Source organism: Mesorhizobium sp. M7A.F.Ca.US.002.01.1.1 (assembly GCF_004022955.1).
Classification (GTDB): domain Bacteria; phylum Pseudomonadota; class Alphaproteobacteria; order Rhizobiales; family Rhizobiaceae; genus Mesorhizobium; species Mesorhizobium ciceri.
Genome location: NZ_RZQE01000015.1, coordinates 20,261 through 36,715, shown reverse-complemented (window position 1 = coordinate 36,715; position 16,455 = coordinate 20,261). Strand labels below are relative to the sequence as shown.

Genomic DNA, 16,455 nt, shown 5'->3' with positions numbered 1-16,455 from the left:
CAAGGGAATCGCAAAACCGAATTGCAGGAAAACAGCGTCCAAATACCGCTAATCCTGCAATTCCAAAGCCGCTATCCGCCTCAATCAACAGGCCAGATCAATGGCTTGCGGATAGTTCACGGCCGACTCACTATTTCTATGCTGAACAGTCTCGCCTGAGTATATGTTTTAGCTAGTCGCTAATTAGACGGAATTCTGCCAGTCTGCATTCCCCCCTGATCTGATGTAGAGCAGCTTCCAAGTGGGAATTAGCCCCCCATCGACCGGATCGGGCGACACGAACATGCGCTGAAGGCTTGGCGGAACGGCTACTGGGACCATGATGCTACTCGAATGCAAGATAGTGTCAGAACGTCCCGGGAAGGCTGCAGGCAGGGGATGTCAGGTCAATCAGCCTATAGATATGATACCGCCCATTCGCTGAGACTTCACGATGGGCATAGGAGGTGGGAATTCTTGCCTTGAGATGGACGCGGCTGTCGGAGCAGGCGAGCACGGCAGCAGCGATGGCCTGAACCTTCGGGCCGCTGACAAAAACGTTCACCACCGCACGCGAGCCGAACCCGTCGAGATACGTCTCGAAAGCATCGAGGTGGGCCATCAGCCCGAAAGCCTGGATGTCGCGAACTTCGCCATCTTCGAGCCGGTGGGTTTCACGTACCTTGGCCACCTGTTGATCGAGCAAAGCATCGATATGCGCATTCTTGTCGCTTCTTGGGACGAGGAGCGAGATCCGTTCCGGACTGACGATATCGATCAATCCGTAGAATACGTCGGCATCTCCTCCGATCCCCACGAGCAGGACTTTCTCTTCGCCCATTCCTCCGCTGCCTTGAAGATGAGGGACGGTGACGTATCGGTCCAAGCCGCTGGAAAAATCCTCTTTGCCGATCGCGTTCCCGTAGATACCTTCGGCGTACCCGAATTCGAGAGACTGAATCGACATTTTCTTGAATGCCACCGCAATCAGCCATTGGATGTAGATTCGCGGCATCGTCGAGCACTCGACGAAAACCTTCCGCAGGCTTCCTTCGTATGAGCCACATGAAGCGGCCATCTGAGTGAGCAGGTGATCGAGGAGATTGATGTTCTTCTGATACTCGATGGAAGGCTCGAGGGTGATCACAGTCACTTCGACGCCCCATCGGGTACCCATAGCGATGAGCTTTCGCCGGTTTTCTTCGACGGCTGGGACGTTCGCTTCCTTCAGAGCAAAGTCCAGAACCACGATCTTGCCGACCTTCAGGTCAAGATGGTTTTCGAACGCGGCGAAACGCGTTTCCCATCCAAGCGCGACGATCGCGATATCTGCCTCCATCGTTTCGCAGGTACCTGCATCTCTCGCCTTCTCGGTGACGGCCAGATGGCCGAAGACTCGATACTCGACAGTTGAAGCGGTCATTCGAGATCGCTCTCGAAAAGCGAGTGCTGGAATTCGGTCTTGAGTGCGGGCCGCGCGACGAGCTCCTTAAACACCGAGTCGGCCCAGTCTTCTGGGAGCCGATGCCTGGTAAAAAGCAGGTCGACCATCCGCGCCGCAGGGATTGTGTTGATTTCGTACGGGCCGCGATAGGAGAACCCGAAGTAAGGTGCAAATCGCCGATGCAATCTGATCATCATCTCCTTCGATGCGGGGTCGGCGCGGTCCACCTCAAAGTTGCCGGCGGCGGAGACCTCCCGGATAAACCCATCCCTTTCCGCCCGACGCAGGACCTCGTCCAGTTTTCCGCTGGGTTGCTCCAGTCGGTTCACCAGCGAGCGCATTTCCTTTAGATCAACCCTGAAAATGCCTCTCTCTGTCGTTCCTAGAGCATTTTCTTCGGCAAACTCTGTCTGGAGGCGAGCGGTCAGGTAACCCAACGCCCGCACCATGCGCACGCTCTCTTCTTCGTACGGATGTGAAAGCGCCTGAAGTCCATCAAGCTTCCGTTGAGAGGCGGCGTTCACAGCCTGTCTCTGCTGTTCGAGATGAATCTGTAAATCCGAGTTGATGAATTCCACCAGTTTTCGTGGATCACTGGAACTCGGAACACTGCGGCGGAAGATCTCTCCCATTATATCAAGGAAATCGCGTATACAGACGTCGCTCAATGATGTGATGATCTGGTGCCCTACGTACGGGTAGTCATGCAGACGCAGCATCTGGCACGCTTTCAGAAAAGCCCATCCCTGTTTCCGGGCGATCGACCTCTTCAGATTTGAAGCATCCGCCTTGCTCATGGGCCGGCGCTTAATTTCCGGGTTCATGAGCGCGAGCGCCAGCCCTTCGGCATAAGGGCGCGCTTTTCGATCAAGAAGGAATTGCTGCTGATCCGCCGTCCTCAAATTCACGGAGAGGAATTCACGTGCTGCATCAGCAAGTGCCACAAGCTCTTCTCTGCCCTCGGAATGACCCGATATGATAACCCGCTCGATGATGTCATTGACGGAAAGCCGCCCCAGCCGGTTTTTGAGCGAAAACGCGCTGAGCGCATCGTTGCGCTCGAGATCACTCCGCAGATGGTCAGGAAGCGCATAGTACAGCCGAAGCGACGACACGTTCTCGCACAGCGTGGCGAACTCCCTCGGATCGACTGAATCAAGATTCTCGACGTCCCGGTCAGCATTCGAGAGCGACTGGCCGGGTATGATCGTCCGGATCGTGTCGTAGAGGCCGCCGATGTAGGCGAGGACCCATTTCACGTTGCCGCGCGTCTTTCTCACCAAGGTGTTCAGGAACTGCTGTTGGAGCGGTGTCAGTGCTTCACAGTCGTCAATCAGTATCTTGAAGAAGGGCGCCCTGTCACCGGCGAAAGATGGGCCATTTAAAAGTGGAGTGATCGCGGTCGCGACCTTGTTAATGATCGCGCCAGGGTCTGTTGCTCTGAAGCCGGTCGCTCCGGCATCGGCGGCAAAGAAGAACGCGTTGAAGCATTCGTCGACGTACCGGGTTATCCCACCCCGCAGCTCATCGATGCTGAAGAAGTCGAGACGGGCAGGTTGGGGTATGAAGTGCAGCACTTCGCGATGCAGTGCCAGGGCGACGTCCCTATCTTCGGAGGCCCGGTATTTCAAGTGGCCGTCGCGTCTGAGCTGGCCGATGCTCTCGAGCAGGCGTTCGACTATCTTCAGCTCCAGATAGTGAGAGAAGATTACGAATTGCCGCGGGATCACGGCGGCCGTGTCGAAGCGTATCCGCTCCGGAATGAGGTTCAGAACGGCGTTGTCGATTAGGGGCGAGAATGTCTCATTGAGCTGGAAGAAGACGCCATACCAAGCGAGCTTGCCGACTTGGTCCGAGAGACTTTTGTCTTCAAGAATATGGACTGTGGAAAGCGAGCGAAGAATGCTGGTCTTGCCGCTGCCTCTCGTCCCTGCGACGAAGACCGGCTTGGCGGCGGCAGAAATCAACGCCGACTTCTGACTGAACCACAGTATCGGGCGGCTTTCGTACTCGATCCTGTTGGGGCCGAACGGATTCTCCATCGCTATTCGTCCCTTACCTTAATGCGCCAAGCCGAGTTTGCCTTGGTGAGGCCGTCTATCTCGATGAAGCGCGCCGCTTGGAGCATCAGAAGAGAGTCTTCCAGATCTAGCCCGAGCTCGGCGGAGGCAGCAATCTCAGTGATCTCGTCCCAGAAGAGTAACCCATTCCCGCGCCTGGTGGCATGGTCGCGCAGTCGGCGCAGCAGGTCAAACGTGTCGTTGTTCAGAAAGGCCTTGCCGTTGGACATGGTCGAAATAAAGCAATGTTCGCCTTCCATGACCGTCCCGTCGGCGACATTGGTGCGGTAGGGTATAAGTCGGATGCCGACGAGCTCTCCCTGATCGGTCGTGAAGAAGACGAGCTCATTGAAACCTGACTGTATCTCTGGTGCTGAGATGCAGATCAATTTGCCGTCCGGAAACCTTGGATCGTTGACGATCTCGACCGGATCAGCATGTATGTGTCCATGCAGGTAGACGATAGGCTTGTTGCCCTGCAGCAGCTGAGTTCTGACAAATCCGCTGTTGAGCATCTCCGCGTATGGCGTAATGCGCGGAGTCTTTTGTGGCAGCAGATTGTGATGGCCGATTATGATGCCGTAACGCATGTCGGGCTGCTGGAGCAATTCCTGTAGGCCTGCAAGCATCTCACGCGAGATGTATGGCGTGTCCATCTGACCGTAATACTCGTCGTCGGACGCCTCCTTGTCTGGATCGCTGGGAGGTGTCGCGGGCGAATGTCCCGAGATGTCCGGCGAGCCGAGATCTAGAGGCTCTGTAGAAGGACTGAGTGCCTCGAGACGATCACGAAGGAACGCGGGAAGGTTTTGAAGCTCCCAACTGCCTATCGCTGTGTTGACGAGGATGAAGTTTGCGCCTGCGGATCCTGTCGGAAGTCTGAAGTGCACGGGTTGGTCCACGGGAACGGTCTGCCAACCCAAGCGGGCGGCTAAACTCGCCATTTCGCTGAATTTCTCAGTCGGTCCAAGTTCGCGCGCGTCATCACGGTTCACATCGTGATTTCCCGGTACGAATATCAACGGAAGCGCCTTTGAACTGCGTCCCTGTGCGCGGCAGAGCAACGTGAAATGCTGGAATGCCGAAGCAATGAAGGTCTTGTCGCCACGGCTCGTGAAATCCCCCATGAAGGCGATCGAATCCAAGGGCTTCGAAGTCGTCAGCCGCCGAAGTTTCGTCAAGACGGCACGCAGCGAAGACGCGCGTAGCTTCTGCGTTATTTTCGGAGCGAACTTGCTATCCTTGGCATCGATGTTGCTAGAGGAAGGATGCCAGTCCGGATAGTGAATATCGCCTACTTGAAGGATTCGCACCCGCCGCATAACTCGCCCCCCTGCCGAGAGCCATAGACTAATCCGTTCGCTTTTGCCAAGCGCGAACGATCATCCGCAGTGTCCTTAACGAGGTAGCCTGCACTTTTCGAGAATTGCCACGGCGGCTATTTTTCGGCTGTGAAGCACACGAGACCCGTGACGTGAGACCCAGTTGCTCAATGCCCAGTTGCTCAATGAGCTTTCTTACGAATAAGGGAGAATTTCCGCGGCCGGACTATCTCTGAGCGAGCGTGCATGACTGCCAACGGAAGGTCTTGCACGCACCCTTGCGATCTTGAGCAATGGTCGCCATGACTTTCTTCTTGCAGGCTTTTGAGTGGCCCAGCCTGCGATCACCAGACCCCACCGATTCTAAAGAGCGTGGCAGATGGGATAGTCGAGGTTGCCCGTGCACAGTCACGCTCAGGGCTTGCGCCGCCCAGAGGACACGCTGAAAAGGCAGATTGGGGCGCAAGCACGCCATTCACGAGAGGTTCGACATGAAGACCATGCAAGAAAAAGACATTCCGGCATTCGTACAAGCAGTTGTGGACGCCGGCTGCAAAATTTGCGCGATTGGCAACTTGGGATACGTCTTTGGCGATGCTGATTTCACGCCAGCGCAACGGAGGGCCGTCGAGCCACAGCTGCGTAGGATTGCTGAAATCTACGGCGAACGCGATCATCTCATGAACGAGATAGCTGTATATCTGCGGTCGATCGGACGCCATGTCGAGGTTGAGCCGAAGACAGGTATTTCCTGATGGCCGTGATCGCGAGAAGCCGTCTTCCAACCTCTGAATCCTAAAGGAGGTGACCCCCAAGGCCGTTCGTCACCTTCGACCAGAATAACCACATCCGTGACCGCCTGAGCTACTTGGTCGATACGCGCACATGGCCAATACAGTTTCTCCATCCTTCACGAAGCGAATGAGGCTTTGGCCATTCAGCCCCGGTCTACGGGGCGTGACTTGTCCCCGATGCATGCGCGAGCTCTCCGCCCGGCTGGCCGCCGGTCGTCGCCACCGGCCGAAGGCGCCCGAATGCGCTTGACAAGATAGCGTCAGCCCGTTCAACCTAAGGCATTCACCAGGGGAGTCCCGGCAAGGGGCTGAGATACTGCTGGCTTTCGCGGCGCAGTGACCCGTTGAACCTGATCCAGTTCATACTGGCGTAGGGACGGTGCAAGCGCTTTGCGGGAGTTTACGCCCGAGGTCCTGTTGCAGCAGGTCTACAGAAGCGTCTTTTCATCCTTCCGGCACAGAACTGGGTCTCCAATGCATGAGCAAAGGAGCCTCACGATGAATGCCCTCACCCCCGCCGTATCGACGGGACCACTGCCCGCCTCGCGGAAAATCCACAAGCCCGGCGTCCTCTACCCGCAGATCAGGGTGCCGATGCGCGAGATTTCCGTCCATCCGACGGCCGGCGAACCGCCCGTCACCGTCTACGATCCGTCCGGCCCCTACACCGATCCATCAGTCGAAACCAGCATCGAAAAAGGCCTTGCCCGGCTTCGCCACGAATGGGTCACGGCGCGTGGCGATGTCGAAGCCTATGACGGCCGCCACGTCCGGCCGGAAGACAATGGATTCGCCACCGGCGAGCGCCTGACACCGGAATTTCCGATACGCAATCGGCCGCTCAAGGCCAAGCAGGGCAAGGCGGTGACCCAACTTGCCTATGCGCGCGCCGGCATCATCACGCCAGAAATGGAGTTCGTAGCCATCCGCGAGAATCTCGGCCGCGAGGTGATGCGCGGCAAGCTGCAACGCGACGGCGAAGCCTTCGGCGCGGCGATCCCAGATTTCGTCACACCCGAATTCGTGCGCGACGAGGTGGCGCGCGGGCGCGCAATCATTCCCGCCAACATCAATCATCCCGAGAGCGAGCCGATGATCATCGGTCGCAATTTTCTGGTCAAGATCAACGCCAACATCGGTAACTCGGCTGTCACATCGTCGATGGCCGAAGAGGTCGAAAAAATGGTCTGGGCTATCCGCTGGGGCGCGGACACGGTGATGGACCTGTCGACCGGCCGCAACATCCACAACATCCGCGACTGGATCGTGCGCAATGCGCCGGTGCCGATCGGTACGGTGCCGCTCTATCAGGCGCTGGAAAAGGTCAACGGCATCGCCGAGGATCTGAACTGGGAGGTCTACCGCGACACGCTGATCGAGCAGGCCGAGCAAGGCGTCGACTATTTCACCATCCACGCCGGCGTGCGGCTGCACTACATCCCGCTGACCGTCGACCGGGTCACGGGCATCGTCTCGCGCGGCGGCTCGATCATGGCCAAATGGTGCCTGCACCATCACCGGGAGAGCTTCCTCTACGAGCATTTCGAGGAGATCTGCGACATCGCCAGAGCCTATGACGTCTCCTTCTCGCTCGGCGACGGCCTTCGTCCCGGTTCAATCGCCGATGCGAACGACGCGGCGCAATTCGCCGAACTGGAAACACTTGGAGAACTCACCAAGATTGCCTGGGCAAAGGACTGCCAGGTGATGATCGAAGGCCCGGGCCATGTCCCCATGCACAAGATCAAGCAGAACATGGACAAGCAGCTCGCAGTGTGCGGTGAGGCGCCGTTCTACACGTTGGGGCCGCTGACGACCGACATCGCGCCGGGCTATGACCACATCACCTCAGGGATAGGTGCCGCCATGATAGGCTGGTTCGGCACCGCAATGCTTTGCTACGTCACGCCGAAAGAGCATCTCGGCCTTCCCGACCGCAACGACGTCAAGATTGGCGTGATCACCTACAAGATAGCCGCCCATGCAGCCGATCTGGCGAAGGGCCATCCGGCAGCGAAAACCAGGGATGATGCCCTTTCGCGCGCGCGCTTCGAGTTCCGCTGGGAGGACCAGTTCAACCTGTCGCTCGACCCCGAAACCGCACGGTCCTTCCACGACCAGACCTTGCCCAAGGAGGCGCACAAGCTGGCACATTTTTGTTCGATGTGCGGGCCGAAATTCTGCTCCATGCGCATTTCCCACGACATCCGTGCCGAGGCCCAGAAGGAAGGCATGGCGGCAATGGCGGCAAAATACCGGGAGGGCGGCGATCTCTACATGCAGGCGGACGAGACTGGCGTACCGGTCGTGCCAGAGGCTCCCAAACCATCATGAGGGTGCTCGTCAAAGGGGCCGGCGTTGCCGGCCTCACCGTCGCTTTCGAACTCGCCGCCCGCGGCGCGACGGTCACCGTCGCCGAGATGCGGCATGGCCTTGGTGGCAACGCGTCGTGGTTCGCCGGCGGCATGCTGGCGCCATGGTGCGAGCGCGAAAGCGCGGAGCAGCCGGTGCTGGATCTCGGACGCGATGCTGCCGACTGGTGGGATGCGGTGCTGTCGGGTCAGGTGACACGGGCCGGGACATTGGTCGTGGCCGCGCCGCGTGATGCCGGTGAGCTTGACCGGTTCGCCAGTCGCACGTCAGGGCATCGGCGCGTCGATGAAAACGAAATTGCGCTCCTGGAACCCGACCTCGCCGGCCGCTTCCGGCGTGGATTGCTCTTCCCCGACGAGGCTCACCTCGACCCACGCCCGGCGATGGCGGCACTTCATGACAAGCTTGCGACCATGGGTGTCAAATTCCACTTCGGCTGCGACGCCCGGCCTGTTTCGGGATTCGCCCGTCAGATAGACTGCATGGGAATGGCAGCGGCCGATGACAGGCTGCGCGGTGTTCGCGGCGAAATGCTGATCCTTCGCACGCCTGATGTCTCGCTGTCGCGGCCGGTCCGTTTGCTTCATCCACGCTTTCCGCTTTATGCCGTGCCGCGCACCGATCACCGTTTCATGATCGGAGCGACGATGATTGAAAGCCAGAGCGCCGGACCGGTGACGGCGCGTTCCATGATGGAGCTGCTGGGCGCCGCCCATGCCCTCCATCCGGCCTTTGGTGAGGCCGAGATCGTTGAAACCGGTGTGGGTGTCCGTCCGGCATTTCCCGACAATTTGCCACGCGTCGAAACAGACGGTGAGATCATCGCGATCAACGGTCTTTATCGTCACGGTTTTCTCCTCGCCCCCGCCATGGCGCGCCAGGCTGCCGACCTGGTTTTCAGTCAAGACAGAACCAAGGAGCATGCTCATGAAACTGATGGTCAACGGCGAGGCGCGTGAGATTGCCGCCACCACGCTGGCCGAGTTGCTTGCCGCGCTCGACTATGAGGGCGATTGGCTCGCCACCGCCGTCAACAGCGACCTCGTGCACAAAGCCAACCGCGCGGAGTTCCAGTTGAGCGACGGCGACCGGATCGAAATCCTCTCGCCCATGCAGGGCGGCTAGCATGTTGGAGCTTTATGGAACCGAGCTTTCGTCGCGCCTGCTTCTCGGCACGGCTCAGTATCCTTCGCCGGCCATCCTTGCCGATGCAGTCAAGGCATCGGGCACGTCGGTGGTGACCGTCTCGTTGCGGCGTGAGATGGCGGGCGGTAGGGCCGGCGAACAATTCTGGTCGTTGATCCGCTCGCTGGGCGCCAGAACCCTGCCCAATACCGCCGGCTGCCTCTCCGTCAAGGAAGCCGTCACCACCGCGAAAATGGCGCGCGAGGTCTTCGGCACCAACTGGATCAAGCTCGAAGTGATCGGCAATCACGACACGCTACAGCCGGATGTGTTCGGTCTGGTTGAAGCCGCCCGCATCCTGTGCGAGGACGGCTTTGCGGTATTCCCCTATACCACCGACGATCTCGTTGTCGCCGAGCGGCTGCTGGAAGCGGGCTGCAAGGTCCTGATGCCGTGGTGCGCACCGATCGGTTCCGCCTTGGGACCGGTCAACATGACGGCGCTGCGCTCGATGCGCGGATATTTCCCTGGCGTCCCGCTGATTGTGGATGCGGGGCTCGGACGGCCGTCGCACGCGGCCACCGTCATGGAACTCGGCTTTGACGCCGTGCTCCTGAACACAGCGGTCGCCAAGGCGGCAGATCCGGTCGGCATGGCGCGTGCTTTCGGTAAGGCGGTCGACGCCGGTCGTGAGGCGTTCAGTTCGGGAATGCTCGAACCGCGCGACGTCGCCGTGCCATCGACACCGATGGTCGGCAGGGCCGTTTTTTCATGAAGCTCGATCCCTTCTACCTGATCGTCGACAGCGCCGCCTGGATCGAAAGGTTGGCGCCGCTCGGCGTCAAGCTGATTCAGCTTCGCATCAAAACCATGGATGAAACCGGGCTGCGCGCGGAGATCCGCAAGTCGAAGGCCTGGTGTGTCCAACACAAAAGCCAGCTCATCATCAATGATTATTGGCGCCTGGCAATCGAGGAAGGCTGCGATTTCGTGCATCTGGGCCAGGAGGATTTGCAAACGGCCGACCTCTCGAGGATACGGGCAGCGGGCGTCAGGCTCGGATTGAGCACGCATGATCATGTCGAGCTGGAAACGGCCATGTTTGCCGAGCCCGACTATGTCGCGCTCGGTCCGATCTATCCCACCACTTTGAAGAAAATGAAGTGGGCACCGCAAGGGCTAGAGCGGATCAGCGAGTGGAAGCGGCGGGTGGCGCCGATCCCATTGGTCGCCATCGGCGGCCTCAACCCCGACCGCCTCGACGGCGTCTTTGAGGCCGGCGCCAACAGCGCCGCAGTGGTCACGGACATCACGTTGAGCTTCGACCCCGAAGCGCGCACGCGAGAATGGATCGAAAAGACGGACCGATGGCGATGAGACGAGAACCGCATGTGCTTGTCGTTGGCGGATCAGATTCCAGCGGGGGTGCTGGAATAGCACGCGACATCGAGACGATCTCTGCCGTTGGCGTGCGCACCTGTCTCGCCGTCACAGCGCTAACGGTGCAAACGCACGACGCCGTGATCGAAATCCATCATTCGCCACCCAGCATGGTGGCCAATCAGATGTGTGCCGCGCTACAGGCCAACGACGTAGCCACAATCAAGATCGGCATGCTGGCGACTGCCAAGATCATTGTTGCCGTTGCCGCAGTGCTGCGCAAATTTCCGCAAGTGCCGGCAGTACTCGACCCTGTGCTGGCCTCCACCTCAGGCCGCGCACTTCTGGAAGCAGGCGCTATCGCTGCCATGAAGCGCGATTTGATGCCGCTTTGCTGCATTGTCACGCCCAACCTTCCTGAACTGGCGCTCCTTACTGGTTCCGAACCGGCTTCGGATGAGGACGGTGCGCTCCAACAAGGACAAAGACTGCAGGCCGTCGGCCCTCAGGCCCTGCTGATCAAGGGTGGGCACGCGTCGGGTCCCCGATCGGCCGATATTCTGTTACGCTCCGATCATGAACCCATCCACTTCGACACGCCGCGCCTTGCTATATCGATGCGCGGAACAGGTTGCATGCTGGCCAGCGCGATTGCGGCGCATCTGGCGAAGGCGAAGTCGCTCGAAGATAGCGTGCGCGAAGGCAAGCTGTTTGTGTTCGAGAAGCTTCAGAAATGCCGGCTGAATAATCACAACGTTCTGCGTCCAGCCAAGCAGACCCATTTTCCAGAATTTTTCCAGTAGCGAGACTGGAGGGCTACTGCTTCTCTATGCCATCCTTACAACGCGTTGAGTTCCACTGTGCCGTCCAGAATTATCTGTCGTTGTCCAGAATTAAGCCGGGCTTAGAACTGAAACGACCCCGCCGAAAGGTACGAGCGGCCCTCACTCGATAAGGGTTACCAAACCTATTCCTGTGGGCTACCAATCCGCGTGGTGGGTGGCCTTAGGTTACCAATCAGTGTGGCGTCCGGAATTATCTGCCTCTCTCCGGAATTAAGCCGAGATTAGAAGATCGGTGCGGTATTGCGCCCGGTCAAACCGTGTCGATTTGCGGCGTAGCCGACGTGTCTCACGCTTGGCGGCGTCGCACGCTGGTCCCGATTGTCGCCCGAATATCTGCCTACCGGCGACAGTGAATGCGCCAAGCTAGACCTTCGTCGATAGGGCGGCTCCGGTTTACCAATCCTGTCGTCCTAGGTTGACCAATCCGTTGTCGACCGTGAGCGGGTTTACCAATAAGGGCGGCTATATTCTGCGCAAACCCAATCACCTGATGCCAATCCAGAATTAATCGTCATTAAGGGCATTGGTAAACTCAGTCTGAAACCCCACCCTTAGCCAGAAAACTCTCCTGTTTTCAATCGCATAGCCCGCCCGCCAGCAACCGATAATTCGGGACCGGTAAACCCGTGAAAGGCCCAATAATTCCGGACGTCACACCAGTCTGCCCTTTTATGCGACTTTTCGAGCACAGACCGGGAACATCTGACCGTTTCCATTCATCGCCCAAGGCCGGTTTAGCGCTGGAAAAGCCAAAGTGCGGGAGTAAGAATGGCCGCAACGGGGCCGGAAGCCGTCGGTCAGCTTTCGGGGAGTGATCCCGGTAAGTTCGCAACTCATTCGCTTCTTTTCTGCAGTCCCCGCCATTACGAGTTGGCGGTGTCGGTCGCCGAGGGGATCAACGCCATTACTGCGGCTAGTTCGGCCCTCCGGACGAGGAATGGCATGCGCGTCGTCCCATAGTGCTTGGCAAGATGGAAGCGGTGCATGCCTCCTACGATGTGAACTTGGCCTTGGTACTCGCCGAGCAAAGGCGGTGTGACACCGCGGCCATGCAGCCATCGGTAGGCGATCCCACAGCTCTTGCTCTTGTAACGTTGATGCCAAGGACCCTTGTCCCTGCTGGCGGCGTAGGTAAGCCTGCCGCCAACGTCAGTGACATCAGCGTCGATAAGAATGAAATCCGTCGAAGCGTGGTCGCTGGGATCATCGCCGTCGAACGCGAGATAGAAGTTTGCAGGATCGCAGTCCCATATCGCAGTCAGTGCAACCGGAATGTTCTTTCTTCCTTTGCACCAGATGTCGACCTTGCGTTTCTCCTGAGCGCGGGCGACCTCGAAGGCTTCGTCTAGTTTTCCTTCCGCGACATCCATGGCTGTGATGACGTTCAAGCCAAGGGCCGTCAGACGGTTGATCTCGTCCACGTTCGCCATGCCTTCTCCTCTGGCAGCAGATTATTATCCACCGTTGGAAGATGCGGCGGCAATCCAAGCCTGAGGCACGAGGGCCTGTCCACGCCATTCCTCAATCAACTTGACTCCGGGAAGCTTGCCCCAGACGTCCTCATCTGCATGATCCAGCACGATGATCTGGAGGCGACCTTTCGCGGCCATGACCTCAGCGCCTAGGAGCGCAAAGACCTTCCTGACGGCGACCACGTCCTGATCCCTCCACGCGATGAGGTCGGGGCCCTCGTCGCCCGCCGCCCGCTTAGGAAAATAGACTTGGCTAGGTTGGTCGAAGATCAGCTGACCAGGGACTGGGTGATGAGGTTCGGCCAGGAAGTAGTGCTGCAGCGCAAGCATTAGTGCGACGTGATACGCGAGCCAATTGGCGCCGCTGCCAATCTCCCACAGGTAGTCCTCACGCGTTCCCCTAGTCACCTTGACGGTCAGGTCTTCAATCAACAGCCTAATCGGGGCCTCGGGCCACTCCGCGTCAAGCTGCGGAATCAGCCGATTGGCATGATGGGAGACTTGGTGCAACGCGTTGAATAGCTTGCGCTGGATGTCGGCCTCGGAGATCGTCTTTTGCAGCGTTGCAATATCGGCCTGCAGCGAGGTGAGTTCCTGCCGCAAATCCGACGACTGGTCGGCGCGGTCGTAGACGTGCAACGCCTGCTCCAATCGACCGAGGAAGCGCTCAAGCCTATCGAAGCGATTGGCCTCGTCTCGGGCGACGTCAGAGTCCCGTTCCAGCACCGCTATCTCGCTACGGACATCGTTCAACTCAGATAGGACCGCTTCAGCGGCGCCGCGCTGGCGCAGGATTTCCTTGTCAAGCGTGTTAGACATCGCAGGGTGGGTCCGCAGTCGGATCTCCAGACCGCCGAGGTTGTCGCAAAGGGCCAAGACCTTCTCGCGGCCGCCGTCCCCGAGTGCGACCAACGGATCGGCGAACTCGTCGGCCAAGTCCCTCAGCCACGTGGAAAGGTCCAAGCGGTCACGTTGGATGCGCATGGCGTCGCCGTACGCCTCGCTGCTCTCCACCAGACGGCGCAGTTCGTTCAGGCGCTGACGATGCTCGGTAAGTCGCGCGGCGATTTCAGTTTCCGACGCACGAAGGGTTTCCAGACGCGTCAGCACCACATCGATGCCGGCCAGGCTTGGTCGAGCAAGACTTGAGTTGCTGTTCGACACGCGCCGAAGCAGGTCAACAACGTCACTCCAGTCCTTCGGCACTTCAGTGGAGGAATCGACTAGGCCAAGTTCGACTGCCTGACGCAGCCACGCCTCCGCCTCCGCCCGCCAAGCGCCAGTTGCCGACACGATCGCGCGTAGCTCAGCCTCCTTCCGGCGGAGGTTGCGCTGGAGCCGATCGATCTCAAACCGCGCCTGGAGAATCTTTGCCGTGACCGCGCCCAGAACGTACGGGAAGATGGTCTTTAGCTTCTCCCGGTGTTCCGTCGTATCGGCCTTGAAAAACATCACGTCGGGATTGGCGATCACGTTCTGAGGTTGGAACGTGAAGGCCATGAGGTCGCGGAAGCTTGGCCTTTGCTTGAATCCATTCTCTGTACCTGGTTCGAAGTCGAGGTCAGTCAGTCCTGCCAGGCGGTTCATCGCGCGCTTGACCGTGTCGACATTGGTGGTCTTGTCGGTGATCGTCTCCGGAATTTCGACCTGTGCGCCCTCCAGCAGCACCATGTCGCCTGTGCTCTGTTGGTCCCCCGGTTCGCGTCGCGCCAAGAGCTTTTCGCCCTCCAGCGTCTCGATCAGAATGCCGAACCAGCTGCAGTTCTCGCGGATTACGCCCACCGGAATCGCGCATTTCTCCGAGCCCAGACAGTAATCAACAATAGGGATAACGGCGGACTTCCCGGTCTTCGACGCGCCGCTGATGACGTTGACGACACCGGGCTCGAACTTGACGACCCGCGGCGCTGCACCATTGCGGGGCCAAAGGATCAGTTTTCGAAGCTGGAAATACATCTAGAACTCCACCCGTAACAGGTTGGCCACCTGCGCGGTCCCCAGGTTCGAAAACCAGAAACCCAATTTCTCCGAGGCAGGTCCGAGGTGCTTGACGCGCTCTGGAAGGACGAGCCTCCTCGGTTTCGGTTCTGGTACGTTTGCTCTTAAAGTAGCATCCTTGTAATCCACGGACAGCAGCCGCCCGCTCACACCGACAGCGGCCGATTGCAATGTCAGAGTACGCAGCAGCAGCGCTCGCTCGTGGACGGCGAGGAGTTGTTCCCGTTCCTTCCCGAGCTTGGCCGCGAAGAGCGCCAGTCCAGAGGGTCGGTTTGTCGAAGTCACGATTTCGAGCGTTGCGCGATGCAGGACGATTGGCAGCACGAGAAACGCCAAGGCGAACGGCGCTGGACGTTCGTCCTCAGCCTGGAAACCTTGGCCAAATTGCCACAATGCGAAAGCCCCAAGTCCTGGATTCTGGACAAGGGCGAGGTCGCTGAGCGGTAGGTGCGATCGGCCAGCCTCAATCAAGTCGCTGGCTCCAAAAGAGTCTGGTAGTCGGGATGCCAGCCGAGGCGCAGGCCGTGGGCAAGGGCGTTGAATGATCCGTGGACGAAATGACCGGGGACGACTCGACCATCGAGTGGAGGCTGCAACTGCGCGCAGCGCCTGTAAACTATTCTACCACGAACCGTTGCGGGGTGTCCGGCCTGTATGTCGTGCACCTCTGCACTGACGTGCTCATAGCGACCGACAAGATCATCGTCCCAGTCACTTAGGTTCTTCTCAAAGATTAGCCCGCTTTCGCCCCAGATCGAGATGTCGGCGAGCGTCCTAAGGTAATCGCTAACAGCCCGGACGCACGCTTCGTCTCCCACCTCGATCAGCTCGAGTTGGCGGACGAAGGCGGGACGGTCGGCGATCAATTGTTCGATGGCCTCGACAGGCGGTTGCTTGGTGAAAGACGACAGCAGCCCTGGAAGGTTGTTCTTCTGAACAAATGCTCTTTGCTCGGCCTGAAACGCGTCCACGTCCAAGATGGCGGGCTTGCCAGCTCTAATCAGCCTGTCCGCCGCCTCCTTCGCAGCGCCGATCGCGCGTTCGCACACTAGGTCGATGATGAGCGGAGAGACCGTCGGCTTGAAGATCGCGCGTATCGGATCGACGGGATCTGCATCGACGCTGATAACGGCGAGATTCTTGACCAAGGCGGCGCAATGAGCCGCATCAGCGTTCAGGAAAGCTTGGACGTCGGCGTCGCATGCCGGTGCAGCTTTCAGCTTGCTGTGGGCTTTGGCGAGGTTAGCGACCAGCGCCTCCACGTCGGCATCTGTTTTCGCGTCGTTCAGCGCGATCGCGAAGGCACCCGCCTTCACCGGTGTGACATATAGCCGGAAATGGCTGGTCGCCGGGTCGATCTCTCCCGCCGCCATGAAGCTGAGCCAGTTGGCCAGAGACTTCCACAGGTCCGCAGCCCAGTCGGATATCGGATTTTGCTTCAGTGCGCTCTTGCTTTGCTCAAGAACGACTTCGCCGCCGACCAGGTGAACCGCCACATCGTCTAAATGTTCAAGAGAGACCAAGGCGCCGCTAGGCGCGTTGAGCAGGTGAAAGCAAAGGCGTACAGGTTGAAGCGCATAGCCGAGGTATTGGCCAGCGGCGCTGTGTTTTCCCGTTTGCGTCTTCGCGTTCATTGCCCATCCCGTTCTCCCGAGTCGCACCG

The 16,455-nt window shown here is 59.0% G+C and carries 14 protein-coding genes and 1 riboswitch; of the genes, 7 read left to right on the top strand and 7 right to left on the bottom strand.

Going from position 1 to position 16,455, the window contains the following annotated elements:
- Positions 1 to 346: 346 nt before the first annotated feature.
- From EN932_RS03810 to EN932_RS03800, 3 genes are read right to left on the bottom strand one after another with little or no spacing between them, the layout of a single operon-like run.
- On the bottom strand, positions 347 to 1,402 hold the full coding sequence (locus tag EN932_RS03810) for a hypothetical protein (RefSeq protein WP_063169411.1): 1,056 nt from the start codon (positions 1,400 to 1,402) through the stop codon (positions 347 to 349).
- A complete protein-coding gene (locus EN932_RS03805) occupies positions 1,399 to 3,465 on the bottom strand; it encodes a hypothetical protein (RefSeq protein ID WP_063169412.1) in 2,067 nt (688 codons plus the stop codon). Before EN932_RS03805 ends, EN932_RS03810 begins: the two co-directional genes overlap by 4 nt.
- Before the next feature lie 2 nt (positions 3,466 to 3,467).
- Positions 3,468 to 4,805, bottom strand: coding sequence for a metallophosphoesterase (locus tag EN932_RS03800; protein ID WP_063169413.1), 1,338 nt, complete (start codon positions 4,803 to 4,805; stop codon positions 3,468 to 3,470).
- A gap of 491 nt (positions 4,806 to 5,296) precedes the next feature.
- Between EN932_RS03800 and EN932_RS03795 the strand changes: the two genes are divergently transcribed.
- From EN932_RS03795 to EN932_RS03760, 7 genes are all read left to right on the top strand, one after another.
- Complete coding sequence (locus EN932_RS03795; RefSeq protein ID WP_082826710.1) at positions 5,297 to 5,560, top strand: hypothetical protein; 264 nt, start codon at positions 5,297 to 5,299, stop codon at positions 5,558 to 5,560.
- Between the two features lie 317 nt (positions 5,561 to 5,877).
- Positions 5,878 to 5,994, top strand: a riboswitch (TPP riboswitch).
- Positions 5,995 to 6,097: 103 nt separating this feature from the next.
- The gene (gene thiC / locus EN932_RS03785; protein ID WP_063169414.1) at positions 6,098 to 7,933 is read left to right on the top strand and encodes a phosphomethylpyrimidine synthase ThiC; all 1,836 of its coding nucleotides are present in this window, start codon (positions 6,098 to 6,100) and stop codon (positions 7,931 to 7,933) included.
- On the top strand, positions 7,930 to 8,931 hold the full coding sequence (gene thiO, locus EN932_RS03780; protein WP_063169415.1) for a glycine oxidase ThiO: 1,002 nt from the start codon (positions 7,930 to 7,932) through the stop codon (positions 8,929 to 8,931). The genes thiC and thiO overlap by 4 nt, the downstream gene beginning before the upstream one ends.
- A complete protein-coding gene (gene thiS, locus EN932_RS03775; protein WP_024504260.1) occupies positions 8,900 to 9,097 on the top strand; it encodes a sulfur carrier protein ThiS in 198 nt (65 codons plus the stop codon). Before thiO ends, thiS begins: the two co-directional genes overlap by 32 nt.
- Position 9,098: 1 nt before the next feature.
- Positions 9,099 to 9,872, top strand: a complete 774-nt coding sequence (locus tag EN932_RS03770; RefSeq protein WP_024504259.1) for a thiazole synthase — start codon at positions 9,099 to 9,101, stop codon at positions 9,870 to 9,872.
- Positions 9,869 to 10,474, top strand: coding sequence for a thiamine phosphate synthase (locus tag EN932_RS03765; protein WP_063169416.1), 606 nt, complete (start codon positions 9,869 to 9,871; stop codon positions 10,472 to 10,474). Before EN932_RS03770 ends, EN932_RS03765 begins: the two co-directional genes overlap by 4 nt.
- A complete protein-coding gene (locus EN932_RS03760) occupies positions 10,465 to 11,280 on the top strand; it encodes a hydroxymethylpyrimidine/phosphomethylpyrimidine kinase (RefSeq protein WP_063169417.1) in 816 nt (271 codons plus the stop codon). Before EN932_RS03765 ends, EN932_RS03760 begins: the two co-directional genes overlap by 10 nt.
- A gap of 905 nt (positions 11,281 to 12,185) precedes the next feature.
- Here the strand turns inward: EN932_RS03760 and EN932_RS03755 are convergent.
- The 4 genes from EN932_RS03755 to EN932_RS03740 are packed head-to-tail and all read right to left on the bottom strand — an operon-like array spanning position 12,186 to position 16,426.
- Entirely contained in the window at positions 12,186 to 12,752 is a 567-nt protein-coding gene (locus tag EN932_RS03755) for a hypothetical protein (protein ID WP_063169418.1), read from the bottom strand.
- A 24-nt stretch (positions 12,753 to 12,776) separates the two neighbouring features.
- Positions 12,777 to 14,750 (bottom strand): DUF3732 domain-containing protein, encoded by a 1,974-nt coding sequence (locus EN932_RS03750; protein WP_063169419.1) that lies wholly within the window; start codon positions 14,748 to 14,750, stop codon positions 12,777 to 12,779.
- Complete coding sequence (locus tag EN932_RS03745) at positions 14,751 to 15,263, bottom strand: three component ABC system middle component (RefSeq protein WP_063169420.1); 513 nt, start codon at positions 15,261 to 15,263, stop codon at positions 14,751 to 14,753. It abuts the gene before it with no gap.
- Positions 15,260 to 16,426, bottom strand: a complete 1,167-nt coding sequence (locus EN932_RS03740) for an ABC-three component system protein (RefSeq protein ID WP_063169421.1) — start codon at positions 16,424 to 16,426, stop codon at positions 15,260 to 15,262. Before EN932_RS03740 ends, EN932_RS03745 begins: the two co-directional genes overlap by 4 nt.
- Positions 16,427 to 16,455: the final 29 nt, after the last annotated feature.